Annotated in this window: 15 protein-coding genes; 3 read left to right on the plus strand and 12 right to left on the minus strand. The window is 72.1% G+C overall.

Going from position 1 to position 16,808, the window contains the following annotated elements:
* The first annotated feature begins 6 nt into the window (after positions 1 to 6).
* A complete protein-coding gene (locus O7597_RS12800) occupies positions 7 to 2,850 on the plus strand; it encodes a discoidin domain-containing protein (protein WP_281582817.1) in 2,844 nt (947 codons plus the stop codon).
* A gap of 100 nt (positions 2,851 to 2,950) precedes the next feature.
* Complete coding sequence (locus O7597_RS12805; RefSeq protein WP_281582818.1) at positions 2,951 to 6,541, plus strand: discoidin domain-containing protein; 3,591 nt, start codon at positions 2,951 to 2,953, stop codon at positions 6,539 to 6,541.
* A gap of 47 nt (positions 6,542 to 6,588) precedes the next feature.
* Here the strand turns inward: O7597_RS12805 and O7597_RS12810 are convergent, their stop codons facing one another.
* Positions 6,589 to 7,353, minus strand: a complete 765-nt coding sequence (locus tag O7597_RS12810; protein WP_269740360.1) for a crotonase/enoyl-CoA hydratase family protein — start codon at positions 7,351 to 7,353, stop codon at positions 6,589 to 6,591.
* 86 nt (positions 7,354 to 7,439) lie between these two features.
* On the opposite strand from O7597_RS12810, the gene O7597_RS12815 reads away from it, so the two are divergent.
* On the plus strand, positions 7,440 to 8,291 hold the full coding sequence (locus tag O7597_RS12815; RefSeq protein ID WP_269740359.1) for a Rieske (2Fe-2S) protein: 852 nt from the start codon (positions 7,440 to 7,442) through the stop codon (positions 8,289 to 8,291).
* A gap of 98 nt (positions 8,292 to 8,389) precedes the next feature.
* Here the strand turns inward: O7597_RS12815 and O7597_RS12820 are convergent, their stop codons facing one another.
* Genes O7597_RS12820 through O7597_RS12870 form a run of 11 tightly spaced genes read right to left on the minus strand, consistent with a single transcriptional unit; the run spans position 8,390 to position 16,788 of the window.
* The gene (locus O7597_RS12820) at positions 8,390 to 9,547 is read right to left on the minus strand and encodes a LysM domain-containing protein (protein ID WP_281582819.1); all 1,158 of its coding nucleotides are present in this window, start codon (positions 9,545 to 9,547) and stop codon (positions 8,390 to 8,392) included.
* A 16-nt stretch (positions 9,548 to 9,563) separates the two neighbouring features.
* Positions 9,564 to 9,989, minus strand: coding sequence for a pilus assembly protein TadG-related protein (locus O7597_RS12825; RefSeq protein ID WP_269740357.1), 426 nt, complete (start codon positions 9,987 to 9,989; stop codon positions 9,564 to 9,566).
* Complete coding sequence (locus O7597_RS12830) at positions 9,986 to 10,450, minus strand: pilus assembly protein (RefSeq protein WP_269740356.1); 465 nt, start codon at positions 10,448 to 10,450, stop codon at positions 9,986 to 9,988. The genes O7597_RS12825 and O7597_RS12830 overlap by 4 nt, the downstream gene beginning before the upstream one ends.
* A complete protein-coding gene (locus O7597_RS12835) occupies positions 10,435 to 10,878 on the minus strand; it encodes a TadE family protein (protein ID WP_269740355.1) in 444 nt (147 codons plus the stop codon). The genes O7597_RS12830 and O7597_RS12835 overlap by 16 nt, the downstream gene beginning before the upstream one ends.
* Positions 10,879 to 10,881: 3 nt before the next feature.
* On the minus strand, positions 10,882 to 11,085 hold the full coding sequence (locus tag O7597_RS12840) for a hypothetical protein (protein WP_093403874.1): 204 nt from the start codon (positions 11,083 to 11,085) through the stop codon (positions 10,882 to 10,884).
* Between the two features lie 26 nt (positions 11,086 to 11,111).
* Positions 11,112 to 11,975: a type II secretion system F family protein gene (locus O7597_RS12845; RefSeq protein ID WP_269740354.1), complete on the minus strand. Its 864-nt coding sequence runs from the start codon at positions 11,973 to 11,975 to the stop codon at positions 11,112 to 11,114.
* Positions 11,972 to 12,874, minus strand: a complete 903-nt coding sequence (locus O7597_RS12850; protein WP_269740353.1) for a type II secretion system F family protein — start codon at positions 12,872 to 12,874, stop codon at positions 11,972 to 11,974. Before O7597_RS12850 ends, O7597_RS12845 begins: the two co-directional genes overlap by 4 nt.
* A gap of 4 nt (positions 12,875 to 12,878) precedes the next feature.
* Positions 12,879 to 14,408 (minus strand): CpaF/VirB11 family protein, encoded by a 1,530-nt coding sequence (locus O7597_RS12855; RefSeq protein ID WP_269740352.1) that lies wholly within the window; start codon positions 14,406 to 14,408, stop codon positions 12,879 to 12,881.
* Entirely contained in the window at positions 14,398 to 15,198 is an 801-nt protein-coding gene (locus O7597_RS12860) for a ParA family protein (protein ID WP_269740351.1), read from the minus strand. The genes O7597_RS12855 and O7597_RS12860 overlap by 11 nt, the downstream gene beginning before the upstream one ends.
* Before the next feature lie 2 nt (positions 15,199 to 15,200).
* Positions 15,201 to 15,863 carry an SAF domain-containing protein gene (locus O7597_RS12865; RefSeq protein ID WP_281582820.1) on the minus strand — a complete coding sequence of 221 codons (663 nt, stop codon included), beginning with the start codon at positions 15,861 to 15,863 and terminating at the stop codon, positions 15,201 to 15,203.
* Positions 15,864 to 15,912: 49 nt separating this feature from the next.
* Positions 15,913 to 16,788 carry a hypothetical protein gene (locus tag O7597_RS12870; RefSeq protein ID WP_269742682.1) on the minus strand — a complete coding sequence of 292 codons (876 nt, stop codon included), beginning with the start codon at positions 16,786 to 16,788 and terminating at the stop codon, positions 15,913 to 15,915.
* Between the last annotated feature and the right edge of the window lie 20 nt (positions 16,789 to 16,808).

A 16,808-nucleotide genomic window follows, 5' to 3' on the forward strand; every position in this document is an offset into this window, starting at 1 on the left:
CTGCTCATGGCCGACCACACCGTCCCGCACCACCCGCACCCGCCCAGAAACCGGAGCATTGCGACGCTTGCCCTGCTCACCGGCACCGCACTGGCCGCCGCCTCGATCTCGGTGATCACACTCACCACCACCGCGACCCCGGCCCGGGCCGCCGGGCTCTCCCCGTTCGACATCGCCGGCCGGGGTGCGACGGTACCGTTCATCGAGCACGAGGCGGAGAACGCCGCGTACAGCGGCACCAGGATCGGGCCGGACCGGCGCTACGGAACACTGCCGTCCGAGGCGAGCGGCCGGGAGGCGGTTACCCTCGACGCGGTCGGGGAGCACGTCGAATTCACCCTCACCGCCCCGGCGAACGCGGTCACGTTCCGCTACAGCATCCCGGACAACGCCGCCGGCACCGGCCGCGACGCCACCATCGACCTACGGGCGAACGGAACCCTGGTCAAGGCGGTGCCGGTCACCTCGAAGTACGGCTGGTACTACGGCGGCTACCCGTTCAACAACAACCCGGGCGACATCAACCCGCACCACTTCTACGATGAGGCCCGGGCCCTGTTCGGCACCACCTACCCGACGGGTACGAAGATCCGGCTCCAGGTGGCGTCGACCGCCCAGTCGCCGACCTTCACCATCGACCTGGCCGACTTCGAGCTGGTCGGCGCACCGATCACCAAGCCGGCCAACGTCCTCGACGTGGTCACCGATTTCGGTGCCGATCCGACCGGTGCCACCGACTCCACCGCCCGCTTCCAGGCCGCCGTGGACGCTGGTCGGGCGCAGGGCCGTACGGTCTGGATCCCGCCGGGCAGCTTCACCCTCTGGGACCATGTGGTCGTCGACGGGGTGACGCTGCGCGGGGCCGGCCCCTGGTACTCGGTGCTCGGCGGCCGGCACCCCACCGACCGCCAGCGGGCCGCCGGCATCTACGGCAAGTACGTCGACGGTGGCGGCTACCGGGGTGAGATCCGCCCGCACGAGGCCGGCGGCCCCAGCCGCAACGTGCTGCTGCGGGACTTCGCCATCATCGGCGACATCCGGGAACGGGTCGACTCCGATCAGGTCAACGCCATCGGCGGAGCGATGTCCGACTCCGTGGTGGACAACGTCTGGATGCAGCACACCAAGGTCGGTGCCTGGATGGACGGCCCGATGGACAACTTCACCATCCGTAACAGCCGGATCCTCGACCAGACCGCCGACGGGGTGAACTTCCACTGGGGGGTCACCAACTCCACGGTGACGAACACCTTCGTCCGCAACACCGGCGATGACGCCCTCGCCATGTGGGCGGACACCGTGCCGAACGTGGGCAACTCGTTCACCCGTAACACCGTCGGCGTGACGATCCTCGCCAACCACCTGGTCACCTACGGTGGGCGGGACATCCGGATCACGGACAACGTGACCGCCGACTCGGTCACCAACGGCGGCGGCATCCACGTGGCCAACCGCTACACCGGCGTGCACGGCCCGACGGCGGTCGCCGGCACCATCACGGTCGCCCGCAACACCCTGATCCGCAACGGCAACTCGGACTACAACTGGCGGTTCGGTGTCGGGGCGATCTGGTTCTCCGCGTTGAACGAACCGATCCAGAACGCGTCGATCGTGGTCAGCGACACCGACATCCTGGACAGCTCCTACGCGGCACTGCACTGGATCGAGGGCGCGACAAGCGGGATCAGCTTCACCGACGTACGCATCGACGGTGCCGGCACGTACGCCCTCCAGGTGCAGGCACCGAGTCAGGTCTCCTTCACGAATGTCCGGGCCACCGGCATCGCACAGGCAAACCCGATGCACAACTGTGTGGGCAGCGGCTTCCAGATCACTCAGGGGGCCGGAAACTCCGGTTGGTACACCTCGACGCCGTACTGCGGGCCGTGGCCGGAGCCGCAGTGGGGCAGCGGCCCGACCAGCCCACCGTCGCCCACCACTCCGCCACCGCCCACCACTCCGCCACCCACCACGCCGCCGCCGGCCGGGGGCAACCTGGCGCAGGGCAGGCCGGTCCTCGCCTCCAGCCACAACCAGACCTACCAGGCGGGCAACGCAGTCGACGGCAACGCGAACACGTACTGGGAGAGCGCCAACAACGCCTTTCCGCAGACCCTCACCGTCGACCTGGGCAGCGCCCGCTCCGTCGATCGGGCGGTGCTGAAGCTGCCGGCCGGTTGGGAGACGCGGACGCAGACGTTGTCGGTGCTCGGCTCGACCGACGGTAACGCCTGGACCACGCTCGCCGGGTCGGCCGGCCGCACCTTCGATCCGGCCGCCGGCAACGTCGTGTCGATTGGTTTGCCCGCCGGCGAGCGTCGGTTCCTCCGGCTGAGCATCACCGGCAACACCGGCTGGCCGGCGGCCCAGATCGCCGAGATCGAGGTGTACGGCGGCAGCAGCCCGCCACCGTCCACAACCCCGCCACCAACCGGAAACCTCGCTCTCGGCCGGCCGGCGGTCGCCTCCAGCCACACCGACGGGTACCTGGCCGGCAATGCGGTGGACGGCAACGCGAACACCTATTGGGAGAGCGCCAACAACGCCTTCCCGCAGACCCTCACCCTGGACCTGGGCAGCGTCCGGCAGGTGGGTCGGGTGGTGCTGAAGCTGCCACCATCGCCGGCCTGGCAGACCCGTACGCAGACGTTGTCGGTGCTCAGCTCCACCGACGGCAACTTTTGGACCACCCTTGCCGGCACGGCCGGCCGCACCTTCGATCCGGCCACCGGCAACATCGTGTCGATCAACCTGCCCGCCGGGGAGCGTCGGTTCCTCCGACTGCACGTCACCGCCAACACCGGCTGGCCGGCGGCCCAGGTCGCCGAGTTCGAGGTCCACTCCACCTGACCCGTCGCCGGGCTCGGCTCCGGCGGGGCCCGGCGACGCCGCACCAGAAGCACCACCTCGCAACGCCTCTCCACATCCCGGAAGAAGGTGTCGATCCCCCATGTCCAGATTCCGCACCCGGTTGACCGCCGTGTTCGTTGCGGTCGGCCTCGCCCTCGCCGTAGCCCCCGCACCGCCCGCCGTCGCGGCGAGCGGCCCCAACCTGGCCGCCGGCCGGAGCATGTCCGCCAGCGGCCACACCGACGTCTACGTCGCCGCCAACGCCAACGACGGCAGTCAGGGAAGCTACTGGGAAAGCCCGAACCACGCCTTCCCGCAGTGGATCCAGGTCGATCTGGGTGCCACGGTCACGGTCGACCGGCTGGTGCTCAAACTGCCCACCGGCTGGGGTTCGCGTACCCAGACCCTGACCGTGCAGGGCAGCACCAACGGGTCGGCATTCAGCACCCTGGTCGGCTCCACCGGGTACGCGTTCAACCCGGCGGCCGGCAACACGGTCACCGTGTCAGTCGCCCCGGCCAGCACCCGGCACGTCCGGCTGCTGATCACCGCGAACACCGGCTGGCCCGCCGGGCAGCTTTCCGAACTGGAGGTGTACGGCCCGGCCACCGGAGACACCCAGGCCCCGTCGGCGCCGACGAACCTGGCGTTCACCGAGCCGGGCGGCGGGCAGGTCCGGTTGACCTGGTCGGCGTCGACCGACAACGTCGGGGTGACCCGCTACGACGTGTACGCCAACGGGTCGTTGCGGTCGACCGTCTCGGGCACCACCCTGACGTACACGGACACGCAGCCGGCAAGCGCGACGGTGTCGTACCTCGTACGAGCCCGGGACGCCGCCGGCAACGTCTCGGCGAACAGCAACACGGTGACCCGGGTGGGCAGCACCCCGGGTGGCACCAACCTGGCCGCCGGCAAGCCGGCCACCGCCTCCTCGATGGTGCACGTCTTCGCCGCCGCCAACGCCGTCGACGACGACGTCACCACCTACTGGGAGGGAGCGCCCGGGGCGTACCCGAGCACCCTGACCGTGGCGCTCGGCGCCAACGCGAGCATCAGCGCCGTCGTGGTCAAGCTGAACCCGGACCCGGTCTGGGGGCCGCGTACCCAGACCTTCTCGATTCTCGGGCGCACTCAGTCCGGCTCCGGATTCAGTACGCTGGTCGGCTCGGCGAACCACTCGTTCAGCCCGTCGAGCAGCAACACGGTGACCATCCCAGTCGCGGCTACCGCAGCCGACGTCCGGCTCCAGTTCACCGCCAACACCGGATCGCCCAACGGGCAGGTCGCCGAGTTCCAGGTGATCGGAACCCCCGCCCCGAACCCAGACCTCACCGTCACCAACCTGACGTTCGCCCCCACCGCGCCGGTGGAGACCGACCAGCTCACGCTCACCGCGTCGGTACGCAACGCCGGCACGTCGGGTGCCGGGGCGACGACGGTCGACTTCGCGCTGGACGGCACGAAGGTGGGCCAGGCGAACGTCGGTGCCCTCGCGGCCGGCGCCTCGGCCACCGTGTCGACCACCGTCGCCGCCCGCAACGCGGGCAGCTACCAGCTCAGCGCCGCGGTCGACCCGGCGAACACGGTGATCGAGCAGGATGAGTCGAACAACAGCCGGACCAGTTCCGGCCCGCTGGTGGTCAGTCCGGTGGCCAGCGCCGACCTGGTCGCCTCGTCGATCACCTGGTCACCGGGCACACCGAGCGCGGGCGCCACTGTCGGTTTCTCGGTGAGCCTGGGCAACCAGGGCACCGTCGCTTCGGCCGGCGGGGCGCACAACGTCACGCTGACCGTGCTCAACGACTCCGGCACGACCGTGCGTACGCTCACCGGCTCGTACACCGGCACCATCGGGGCGGGTGCCACGGCAGGCCCGGTGAACCTGGGCACCTGGACGGCGGCCAACGGGCGGTACACCGTCCGGGTCGTCATCGCCGCCGACGCCAACGAGTTGCCCGTGAAGCGGGCCAACAACACCAGCGAGCGTGCCCTGTTCGTGGGTCGCGGCGCCGACCTGCCGTACGACATGTACGAGGCCGAGGAGGGCTCAGTCGGCGGCGGGGCGCAGGTCGTCGGACCGAACCGGACCATCGGCGACCTGGCCGGTGAGGCGTCCGGCCGGCGGGCGGTCACCCTGAACACCACCGGCGCGTACGTCGAGTGGACCACCAGAGCGCCGGCCAACGCCCTGGTCACCCGCTTCTCCATGCCCGACGCCCCGAACGGCGGCGGCATCAACTCGACGTTGAACATCTACGTCAACGGCGTGCTGCACAAGCCGATCAGCCTGACGTCGAAGCACATCTGGCTGTACGGCGCCGAGGCCAGCCCGAGCGACTCGCCGAGCGCCGGGCCGCCCCGGCACCTCTACGACGAGGCGAACGTGCTGCTCAACTCGACCATCCCGGCGGGTAGCCGGATCCGCTTGCAGAAGGATCCGGCGAACTCCACCACGTACGCCATCGACTTCGTGAACCTGGAGCAGGTCGCGCCCCGGGCGAACCCGGACCCGGCGCGGTACCGGGTGCCGAACGGATTCAGTCATGCCGACGTGCAGAGTGCGCTCGACGCGGTCCGGATGGACGCCACCGGCAACCTGATCGGGGTCTACCTGCCAGCCGGCAGCTACGAGACGGCCCAGAAGTTCCAGGTGTACGGCAAGGCGGTGAAGGTGGTCGGAGCGGGCATGTGGTTCACCCGCTTCCAGACGCCACCGTCGCAGCAGAACACCGACGCCGGGTTCCGGGTCGAGCCCAGTGCCAGCGGGTCGTCCTTCGAACACCTCGCCTTCTTCGGCAACTACACGATCCGGCAGGACGGGCCGGGCAAGGTCTGGGGTGAGCTGAAGGATGTCGACAACCTGACCCTGGACAACGTCTGGGTCGAGCACACCGTCTGTGCGTACTGGGGAGTGAGCGTCAGCGGCTTGAAGATCACCAACAGCCGGTTCCGCAACACCTTCGCCGACGCGGTGAACCTGACCAACGGCAGCACCGACAACCTGGTCAGCAACTCGGAGGGCCGGTCCAACGGCGACGACGCGTTCGCCCTCTTCTCCGCCACCGACCAGGGCGCGTCCACCGGCAACCACGGCAACGTGTTCGAGAACCTGACCGCCACGCTGACCTGGCGGGCGGCCGGAATCGCGGTCTACGGCGGCTACGACAACGTCTTCCGCAACCTCTACATCGCCGATCAGTTGACGTACTCCGGCATCACGATCAGTTCGTTGGACTTCGGCTACCCGTTCATCGGATTCGGCGCGAGCCCGCCGACCCGCTTCGAGAACATCTCACTGATCCGGTCCGGTGGTCATTTCTGGGGCGCGCAGACCTTCCCGGCGATCTGGGTGTTCTCCGCGTCGAAGGAGTTCCGTGGCATCCGCGTCAGTGACGTGGACATCGTCGACCCGACGTACTCGGGCATCATGTTCCAGACCAAGTACACCGGCGGCCAGCCGGAGAACCCGATCACCGACACGGTCTTCACGAACGTGTCCATCAGCGGCGCACAACGCAGCGGCGACGCCTTCGACGCCAAGTCCGGCTTCGCCATCTGGGCCAACGAGATGCCCGAGCCAGGCCAAGGCCCCGCCGTCGGCTCCGTCACCTTCACCAACCTCCGCCTGACCAACAACCACCAGGACATCCGCAACATCACCTCCACCTTCTCCATCACCCGCAACTGACCCGACCCCTCCCCCTGGCGCGCCCACCATGCGAGTGGGGTGGGTCGTCAGGGGATGGGGGATCCGTGGCGGCCGGCGCCGGCGGTGAAGCGGGCGGCGCCGGCCGCCGCGTCGGTGGCCAGGGAGTGCAGGCCGTACGCCAGCTCGGTGGCCAGGGCGTCCGGCTCCGGCTGCGCGGCGGTGGCCAGCACCGAGGCGCGGTCGTTGCGCAGGCAGGTCTGTGGGTGGCGAGCGATCTCGGCGGCCAGTTGCTCGGCCGCCGCCCGGGACCCGCCCGGGTCGACCAGGCGGTTGACCAGCCCCATGGCGTACGCCTCCGCGGCCGGCACCGCACGCCCGGTGAGGATCAGGTCCATCGCTCGGCTCTCGCCGATCAGCCGGGGCAACCGGACCGTGCCGCCGTCGATCAGCGGCACTCCCCACCGCCGACAGAAGACCCCGAGCACCGCGTCCGACTCGGCGATCCGCAGATCGCACCAGAGCGCCAGTTCCAGGCCACCGGCCACCGCGTACCCCGAGATCGCGGCGATCACCGGCTTGCCGAGGACCATCCGGGTCGGACCCATCGGGCCGTCGCCGTCCGGCTCGACCCGGTTGCCGCTCGGCGTACCGATCGCCTTCAGGTCGGCCCCCGCGCAGAACGTCCCGCCGGCTCCCCAGAGCACCGCCACCGTCGCCGTCGGATCCGCGTCGAAGGCCCGGAACGCGTCGGCGAGCGCCCGAGCGGTCGGCCCGTCGACCGCGTTGCGGGCCGCCGGCCGGTCCAGGATCACCGTCGTCACCGGCCCGTCCCGTTCCACCCGTACCGTCATCCCGTCAGCATGCCCCGGCGTCGCCCGGCTGGCTATTCGTCCCCGACGACCGGTTTGCGGCGGCGTACGGCGGGAAGTCGTTACTCGTGCGAGCGTTGTTGACGAAAATCGAGCAAGCCTCCGGCCTGGACCGGTTCGGTGACCGGTTGCAGCAGACGGTGCAGGGCGTGCTGCGCCCACAGCGGGTCCGCGACCTGTTGCACGGGGTCTGGCTGGGGCACCCGCTGCACCCGGCGATGGTGCAGCTACCGGTCGGCGCGTGGATCAGCGCGGCCGTGCTGGACCTGATGCCCGGCCAGCAGCGGGCGGCGACCACCATGACCGCGGTCGGCACGATCGGTGCCCTGCCGGCGGCGGTGGCCGGGCTCAACGACTGGGCGGGGCTCTCCCGTGACCAGCGTCGGGTCGGCCTGGTGCACGCCGCGTCGAACTCCGTCGGGCTGGCGCTGTACGGTGCCTCGCTGGCCGCGCGCCTGTCCGGTCGGCACGGCCTCGGGCGCACCCTCGGCTGGCTCGGGCTCAGCGCCGCCGGTGCCGGGGCGTACCTCGGCGGGCATCTGGCGTACAAGCAGGGTGCCCAGGTGAACGTGAGCGTCTCCGACCTGCATTTGATCAGCGAGGGCTGGCACCCGGTGGCGGAGATGACCAGCCTGCCGCAGCGGGAACTCGTCACCCGCAATATCGACGATGTGTCGGTGATTCTGTACCGCCACGGCGACGACGTGACCGTCATGCTGGAGCGTTGCCCCCACCAGAGCGGGCCGCTCGGCGAGGGCGAGGTACGCGAGGTCGACGGGCACGCCTGCGTGGTGTGCCCGTGGCACGGCAGCACCTTCCGACTCAACGGCGGCGAGGTGGTGCACGGCCCCTCCGCGAACGACCAGCAGGTGCTGCCGACCCGGATCGTCGACGGCCGCCTGGAGGCCCGGCTGCCCTGACCCGACATCCGGCTGAACCTTCCGGACACCGTGTCTCGGCTGCGCGCCGTGCAGGTTCCGGTAGGTCCGTAGGGGGCGGGCGGCGGTGACAGCTTCGCTCAGTCCTTGCGGTGTCGGCCGACGGGCAGCTCGCGGGGAGTACTGACCGGCGGTTGGTGGCGGGTGCCGGTGCGGGAAACGGCCGGTCGACGGCGCAGGCCCAGCACCGCACCGATCTGCGCCCCGACGATGCTGGCCACGGCCAGCACGGCGGAGACGGCGAGTGGACGGTTCACCCGGTCGGGCTCGCCGGCCCGGGACGCGCCCACCGTCACCACCGGCGAGTGACCCTCCGGCGTCTCGCTCCGCGGCGGCTCCGGCTGTCGTCCCTCCGGACTGGCCGGTGCGGTCGTGGCCGACCCCGGTCGCTCGGTCGGGTCGCCGGGCGACTCCACCGCCTCGCCGGGCCGCTCCACCGCGTCGCCCGGGTTGGCCGGCGTCGGGCGGGTCTGCTCGGTCCGTTCCGACCCGGGACCGGGCCGGGGTTTCGGAGCGACCAGCCGGCCGGTGGCATGTTGCCGGGAACCCTGGTCGTGCGCCTCCTCGGGCAGCTTGATGAGCTGACCGGGGCGGATGCGGTCCGGGTCCCGCAGCTTGTTCAGCGCGGCCAGCCGGTGGTAGTCGTCGAAGTCGTCCAGGTACCGTTCGGCGACTCCGCCCAGGTAGTCACCCTTGGCGACCCGGTACACGGAGGCCGGGGCCGAGGTGTCGGGTGCCGAGGTCGTGGCCGTCGCCGGCCCGGTCGCCGCCAGCGCGGGAGCCGGCGTGAATGCTACGGCGGCGGCCGGACCGCCGTACGCCGTCGTGCCGTAGACCGTGGTGGCGGCCGTGGCGGCGGGGCTGGCGGCGAGGATCAGCGCGACCGAACCGACGAGCGCGGCGGCGGCCCGCTGCTGCCGGCCCATGCCGGGCAGCCGGGGCGCGGGCCGGTCCAGCGCCTGCGCGCCCAGCTCCACGAGCACCGACAGGGCGAAGGTTGCCCAGCCGAACCAGCCGGCGATGGCCAGCGCCCGCAGGAAGAGTTGCCCGTCGTCGCGGCTGGTCAGCGTGGTGCCGATCTCCGCGAGGGTGGGTACGTGGTCGGGGAGCGGGTTGCCGGCGAAGGCCAGCAGCGCGATCGGTCCGCCGACCAGCAGACCGATCAGCACGACAAGCGCACCGAAGCCGGTGAGCACCCGACCGGCCCGCCGTACGGCGGTGCCACCTGATGCGGCCATGGCTACCTTCCCTTTCCTAGGAGGCCCCGGTCAGCGCCCGTGCGGTCGCCTCACCGGAAACGGTGACGGTGTTGGAGAAGCCGAACAAACCGAGCGCCGCCCGGTCGTAGGTGACCTCGACGCGTACCCGGATCAGGGTTTCGCCGTCGACCACCGGGAAGGTCACCGTGTGGTGGCTGGCGCCGGCGGTGGTGAGGTAGTTCCGGACGGCGTTGCGGGCCTCGCGCCGGTTGATCCGCTTGGGTCCGCCCTCGATGGCGGTGGCTCGGTCGATGGCCTGACCGCCGGCGCGGGCCGCCTCGGCGGCCAGGTTCTCGGCGCGTTGCAGCGTGCGGAGCTGACCGGCGCCGTCGAACGCCATGCCGATGATGGCCAGCACCCCGATCAGGGCCACGGCCAGGAAGATGCTCACCCGACCGGCGTCGCCCCGCGCGGCGGTCATCCCCGGCTCCGGTAGCGGTCCAGCGGCGAGGTGAACGAGGCGGTGATCCGCTGCCCGTCCGGCATCGACAGCGCCGGCAGGTTGATGTCGGCGTAGGAGACGGTGCAGGCGATCTCGACGGTGACGGTGGCGTTCTGCCCGACCTCACTGGTGAAGACACGGTTGAAGCTGGTGGACTGTCCGTCGACCGAGCCGCGGAGGGTCACCTGCGGGGCCCCGGAGCAGGACACGCCCCGCCAGTCGAGCTGGCGGCGGGCGGCCTCGCGCGCCTCCCGCCGGGCGGTGGCGGCGTCCCGGGAGATCGACGCGGCCCGGGCCGCGTCGTGCGCGGCGGCCTCCAGCGCCGCGCTGGCGACCGCGGTACGCCCGGCGACCCCGCCCAGCACCATCATCGCCACGAAGGCCGGTGCCAGCACCGCCACCTCGATCGAGACAGAACCTCGGCTCATGGCTCGGTCCATCGCTCCACCGTCCCGTGCGCCGTCTGCTCGACGGCGAAGTCGACGCCCGGCACCACCGACAGGGCCTTGCCGCTCACCGTGCAGGTCACGTCGGTGTCGGTGGCGGCGCAGCTCGGCCCCGGGTCGTCCCAGTCGACCAGCCAGTCCCCGGCGACCTGGAGGAACTCGGCCGCGCGCTGCTCGCCGGCACCGGCCGGGGCGTCGTAGAGCCGTTGCGCGTTGACACCGCTCTGCGCGGCGTTGAGCGCGGTCGACCGGGCGACGAACACGACGGCCACCTGGATCGAGGCGAACAGCATCACCAGGATCGCCGGCAGGGCCACCGCCAACTCGACCGGATTGCCACCCCGCTCACCGTCGCCGGGCAGCAGGCGGTGCCGGGTGGCGGCGACCACCCGGCACCAGCCGGCACAGAGGCGACGGAACATCGATCAGTCGGCCGTCGGATCCTGGTGGGCCGGGATGTTGTCCATCCAGTCGTTGGCCGCGCCGAGGGCGGCGGCGGTCACCGCCATCGCCACGGCCACCAGGCCAAAGATGATGACGGCGGTCGGCACCGGGCTGTCGCCACGGTCGCCGCGCAGTTCCGCCAGCCGCGCCCGTAGCGCGACGTGCAGGTAGGTGATTACGGACATCGGGGCTCCTTCACTGGGGGTCGGGCCTAGAGACGGGCCAGGAACGGGTAGATGGCGAAGCCGAGCAGGACGAAGACCAGCAGCGCGCCGGGTATGTCGAGCCGGCTGGTCACCCCCTCGGCCCGGGCCAGGTTGTCGGTGCGGATCTGGTCGCGTAACGAGTCGGCCCGGCTGCGCAGGGTCTCGTGTACCTGCGCGCCCTCGCTGCCGGAGGAGCGCATGATCGCGCCGACGTCGCCCAGCTCCGGGATGCCGATCCGGTCGGCGAGATCGCGTAGCTCGTCCCAGGGCGAGTGCATCTGCATCTGGGCCATCCGCAGCGCCTCGGAGATCCGGTCGAAGACCCAGCCCTCGCAGATCGCGGCGGCTCGCTCCAGCGACTGCACCGGCCCGTGCGCCGCGGACAACTGCAACGCGACCAGGTCGAGGTAGGTGCAGACCGCCTGACGGAACTCGTCCCGCGCGGCGTCCGCCTTGGTCAGCACCGACCGGTGCGCCACAAGTGCGCAGAGCAGCGCCAGGCCGAGGCTGCCCAGGACCGGCACGGCCAGCGGCAGCGACACGCCGACGGTGAAAAGCGTGACGCTGAGCAGCGCCGGAGCGGAGAGTCCGATCAGGGCGGACAACAGCAGGGAGAGGGCGTACTGCTCGGGGGTGCGGTCGAGCAACGCCAGTTGCCGGTGCGGGGGTCGCAGCCAACGGGACAACCCGGTGAGCCAGTCCAGCCGCCGGTCGGCGGGCCCGGTGCGGGCGCTTCCCGGCGGTTGGTGCAGCCGGCGCAGTGCCGGGCCGAGCGCGGGAGTCGCCGGGACCAGCTCACGGACCACCAGGAACACGCCCAACCCGAACGTGGCGCCGGCCACCACCGCGAGGGTGAGGTGCAGGTTCACGCCACCACCTCGTTCGGGTCGGGTGCCGGCAGGAAACGGGCCGGTCGGGGCGGCTGGCTCATCGACCGCACCCAGGCCAGCAGCGCCACGAAGGCGGCACCGAGCACCGCCATCACCAGCTGCCCGAACGGGGTGTCGTACGGCTGGACGTACTCGCGGTTGAGCAGCCCGTACGCGATGGTGGCCAGCGTCATGCCGGTGAGGAAGCGGACCGCGAACCGGGGCTGGGTGCGCTTGGCCTCGATCTCCCGGCGGGTCGCGACCTCCGCCGCGGCGGCCGAGGCGATCGAACCGAGCACGTCACCGAGGCGCTCACCCCGGTCGGTGAGGTGCAGGATCAGCGCGGCGACCACCTGGTCGCAGACCGGGTCGCCGATCTCGTCGGCGAAGGCCAGCAGGGCGGAACGGGCCAACCACCCGGCCTGGAGCCGGGCGGCGAGCAGGCGTACCTCCTCCTGGATCTCCTCCGGGGCGGTGGTGACCGTACCGATGATCGCCTGCTGGAGCCCCTGCCCGGTGGCGGAGACGTCCTTGAGCCGGCGGGTCCACTCGCCGACCGCCTCGATGCGGGCGATGGCCCGCTGCTCGGCCCGCCCCACCGAGAACAGCCACGGCGCGCCCGGCACCGCCACCGCGACCAGCAGGCCCACCACGGGCAGGCCGGTCAGCAGGAAGGCCAACGCACCGGCGACCACCGCGCCGACCAGCAGGGACTGGTGCGCCCGCTGCTCGCGGGCGGTGCTGCCGGAGCCGCGCCACAGCCGCCCGAGCCCCGGCCCCGCGCCGGGTGCCCGGCCGGGCGGCCGGCGGGTGCCGACGAGCGCCACCACCGCCAGCACCAGGCCGGCCACGCAGGCCGCGCCGGAGACCAGGGCGATCAGCTCGATGTTCGTCCGCACCGGCTCACCGCCGCCCGAGTCGGGTCTGCCGGGGCCGGCGCCAGGCGCCCTGACCGGCCTCGATCCAGCGGCTCAGCAACCGGGCGTCGTAGCCCACCCGCAGCAGCTGATCCCGGACCCGTTCCGGCAGGTGCCGGGGGACCGCCCGCCCGTCCGGGCCGGGGCCGAAGACCTGGGTGGTGGTGATCCGGCTGCTCTCACCGACGCCCAACACCTCCTCGACATGCGAGACGAAGCGGTGCTTGCGCCCGCCGATGCCGGTCTCGTCGTCGACGGTGACGTAGACGATCAGGTCGAGCGCGTTGCCGGCCATCCGGCGGGCCTGGTCGACGGTCATCTCCCGGCCGTGGGCGAGCGCCAACTCGATGATCCGCTCGCTCACCCCGGCCGGGGTACGCGCGTGGATCGTGCACATCGACCCCCGGCTGGTGGTCATCGCCTGGAGCATCGGCACGATCTCCCGGGACCGCACCTCCCCGACGATGATCCGCAACACGCCCATCCGCAGCGAGACCGGGATCAGGTCGGCGATGCTCACCTCGCCGGCCGGTCGACCGTCCGGTCCGCGTTCGCCGTGCCCCTCGCGGGCCTCGAAGCTCATCACCGCCCGGTGCCGGTCGCCGCGGCGGGCCGGCAGCAGTTCCCGGCTCTCCTCCAGCAGCACGTACGGCTCGTCCGGCGGGATCTCGCTCATCATCGCCCGGATCACGGTGGTCTTTCCGGCACCGGCCAGCCCGGCGACCATGATGTTCAGCCCGGCCCGCATCGACGCCCGGAGGAAGTCGCGCAGCAGCGGGTCGATCATCTCGTCCAGGTCACCCCGGCCACCGGCCAGGTCGTCGAGGGTCACGTCGAGGGTGTTGTGCTTGCGGATCACCGCGTACGGGCGGTGGCTGACCAGGAACACCGCGGCCAGTCGGCTGCCGTCGGGCAGTTGCAGGTCCAGGGTGGGTTTCGAGGTGGACAGGGACCGTTCCGTCGCGCCGGCCCGGCGGGCCGCCGCCTGGAGGATCTCCACCAGCTCGTCGTCGCTGTCGGCGATGGGGTCGGCCCAGTCGACCCCACCGCCGTGCCGGGTGACGCGCACCTGGTCGCAGCCGAGGATGTGCACCTCCTCGATGGTGTCGTCGACGAGCAGGGTCTGGAGTCGACCGAGGCCGGCCAGCTCGGCGGTGACCTGGTCGAGCAGCAGCCGTTCCTCGCCGGCCGCCATCGGTGTGCCGGCGCGGCGCACCGCGTCGGCGTACTCGGCGACCAGCTCGACCGCGAGCCGGGCGCGCTCGGTGTCCTCCTCGGCGACGCTGAACTCGCGGCCACGCTGCCACCGGGTGAGCCGCTCGCTGAGCTGCCGGCGCAGCTCGCGCACCACCTGAAAGTCGACCCTGGGTCGGGGTGGCGCGGCCGGCGGTGCCGCGACGGGCACCGACCCGTTCGGTGGCTGGTGCCAACCGTTGACCGGGGCCAGGGGCGGGGCGGTGGAGGTGGCGCCCGGTGGTTGCCGGCGCGGGTCGGACGAGACCGGCTCAAATCGCATCCGGCACCCCCTGGGACACGGGCCACGCCAGCCGGGCCCGCCGCCGCTCCAGCAGCGCGCCGATCGGCACCTCCAGCTCGCGGGCCGCCCGCAGCAGCGGCCGGTTGGCCCGCACGGTCCCGCCCAGGCTCAACACCTCGGCGGTACGCGGGTCGTGCGGCAGCCGGGCGATCACCGGCAGCTGAAGGGCCTTGCTGACCTCGCTCCGACCGTGGCCGCCGCCGACCAGCAGCAGGCGCAGGGTGCCCGACGGCACCCGGTGCTCGGTGAAGTCCCGCTCGATGGCCTGGAGCATGGCCCGGGTGCCGGACAGGTCGGGCAGCTGCGCGCGGGACACCACGAGCACCACCGAGGCGGCGCGCAGTAGCGGCCAGGGTGGGCCGAGCACGTGCAATCGTCCGCAGTCGACGATCACGTCGTACGGTGGGTCGCCGCGTTCCAGGCCGGTGAAGAAGTCCGCGAACCGCTGCCAGAGCGGGGTGACGCTGCCGGCCTGGGCCGGGTCGATCACCCCCGGCAGCAGGAGCCGTTCCCGGCGCGGCGCGTCCAGGTCGACCAGCTGTGACCAGAACGAGCTCTCCAGGCTGCCGTCGCGCAGCTCGCCGACGGCCAGCTCGCCGATGCCGCGCGGTCCGTCGAGCGCGCCACCGAGGTAGCCGGCGAGGACGGAGCCGCCGGCCGGGTCGCACTCGGCGAGGATCAGCCGCCGGTGCCAGCTCAACGCGCAGGCCAGCGCGGTGGTGGTGACCCCCGGCGAGCCCTTCGCCGAGACCAGCGCGATGATCGCCATGCTCAGGCCGCCTTGGTCAGGACGACCGCGATCCGATCCTGGGCGGCCAGTGCCACCACGGCCGGTACGTCCCGGACCGCGAGCGCCAGGTAGACGACGACCTCGTCCCGCCCATCCGTGGAAACGGCGTCGGTGACGGTCGCGGTGAACCGGGTGCCACCGGACGACGAGCCTCCGCCGCTGTCGCTGCTCGGCGTGCTGACCAGCAGCACCTGGTCACCGGGGCGGAGCTTCGGCGCCGGCACCTGGGCCGCGCGCAGCCCGAGCGCGAGCTGCTGCTGCCCGGGACCGAGCAGCGGGTCGTCGGTGAGCTGGGCCATCGTCAGCAGGGTGCCCGGGGCCAACGAGACGGCGGCGCGCATCCCGATCACGTCGGCGAGCCGGGAGGCGGGCACCGGTTCGAGTCCCTGACCGCCGGCCACCTGCACCGACACCAGGTCGTCGGCGCGTACCACGTCGCCCACCTCGACCGCCCGAGCCACCGCCAGGTAGCTGCCGGTCGCCCGGACCGAGGTCACCGCGAACGCCGAGCCCAGCCCACCGAGGGCGATCAGCAGGACGGCGAGGCCGAGCAGGCCGGGCCGGACCCGGCGTTGGCGGACCACCCGGGGCGGGGCGACCGGCGCGTCCACGGGAGAGGTTCCGTTGCGGGTCGCCACGCTCACTGGTACCAACCTTTCGTTCGCCACTGCGGGGCTCGCAGGATCGGCTCACTCACCTGGTCACCACCTGAAGCTCGTTGATCTGGATGGCGACCGGGCCCGTGGTGCGGGTGACGCCGCCGATGCTTCCGCTGTCACCACCGTTGCTGGTCCACCGCACCGACCAGTGCGTGGTCGCCCGGACCGTGTACGTCCCGGCCTCGGGGTAGCCGCTGTGGTAGCCGCAGTCGGGGGAGGGCTGTCCGGCGTGCTGGCCTCGCGGGCGGTACCGGGTGCCGGGGCCGGTGCAGGTGACCGTGTCGCCGTTGCCCATGTCCCAGACGACCCGGTTGACCCGGGCCCGGATGGTCACCGTGAGCCCGCGATCCGAGGCGGAGGCGCGCAACGGACCGAACTGGTTGGCGCCCCGTTCGGCCCACATCCAGACCGGCAGACCCACCAGACCGGGGCCGACGGACTTGCGGGGTGCGACCGCCGCGCGGGGCGCGAGCAGGGTGATCGAGGCGAACGCCCGACGGGCCAGTTCCTCCGGGTCCGGCGGAGCGCCGAAGCCCGGCGGCGGCGCGTCCAGCAGCACGAGTACTCCCTGGCCGAAGGCACCGGCGTTGCAGCTCTGCAGGTAGTACTGCTGGCCGGCGGGCGGTTCGGTGGGCGGCGACTCGGCGAGCTTGTAGTAGCAGCCGTCACCACTGTTGAACCAGCCGAGCACGTCGTCGTAGCAGGCGACGGTGCGGCCCTGCCACTGGCAGACGCCCCCGCCCCCGCCGCCGTTGTCGCCGCCGCTGCCGTTGTCCCCGCCGTTGCCGCCGCCACCGGGGGTGCCCGGGTCGTCGTCCCACACGTTGCAGTTCGGCTGGGCCGGTGGGCAGTTGGCACCGGGATCGGCGGCGGTCGCCGGAACCGCACCGCCGCTGGCCAGTAGCGCCACCAGCGCGCCGCCGAGCAGCG

Origin of the sequence: Verrucosispora sp. WMMC514, from assembly GCF_027497295.1 — a bacterium.
GTDB classification, from domain to species: Bacteria; Actinomycetota; Actinomycetes; order Mycobacteriales; family Micromonosporaceae; genus Micromonospora; species Micromonospora palythoicola.

Coding starts and splice junctions, on each gene's coding strand:
- O7597_RS12800 (WP_281582817.1), top strand. CDS start 7: ATGGCCGACCACACCGTCCCGCACCACCCGCACCCGCCCAGAAACCGG.
- O7597_RS12805 (WP_281582818.1), top strand. CDS start 2,951: ATGTCCAGATTCCGCACCCGGTTGACCGCCGTGTTCGTTGCGGTCGGC.
- O7597_RS12810 (WP_269740360.1), bottom strand. CDS start 7,353: ATGACGGTACGGGTGGAACGGGACGGGCCGGTGACGACGGTGATCCTG.
- O7597_RS12820 (WP_281582819.1), bottom strand. CDS start 9,547: ATGGCCGCATCAGGTGGCACCGCCGTACGGCGGGCCGGTCGGGTGCTC.
- O7597_RS12825 (WP_269740357.1), bottom strand. CDS start 9,989: ATGACCGCCGCGCGGGGCGACGCCGGTCGGGTGAGCATCTTCCTGGCC.
- O7597_RS12830 (WP_269740356.1), bottom strand. CDS start 10,450: ATGGACCGAGCCATGAGCCGAGGTTCTGTCTCGATCGAGGTGGCGGTG.
- O7597_RS12835 (WP_269740355.1), bottom strand. CDS start 10,878: ATGTTCCGTCGCCTCTGTGCCGGCTGGTGCCGGGTGGTCGCCGCCACC.
- O7597_RS12840 (WP_093403874.1), bottom strand. CDS start 11,085: ATGTCCGTAATCACCTACCTGCACGTCGCGCTACGGGCGCGGCTGGCG.
- O7597_RS12855 (WP_269740352.1), bottom strand. CDS start 14,408: ATGCGATTTGAGCCGGTCTCGTCCGACCCGCGCCGGCAACCACCGGGC.
- O7597_RS12860 (WP_269740351.1), bottom strand. CDS start 15,198: ATGGCGATCATCGCGCTGGTCTCGGCGAAGGGCTCGCCGGGGGTCACC.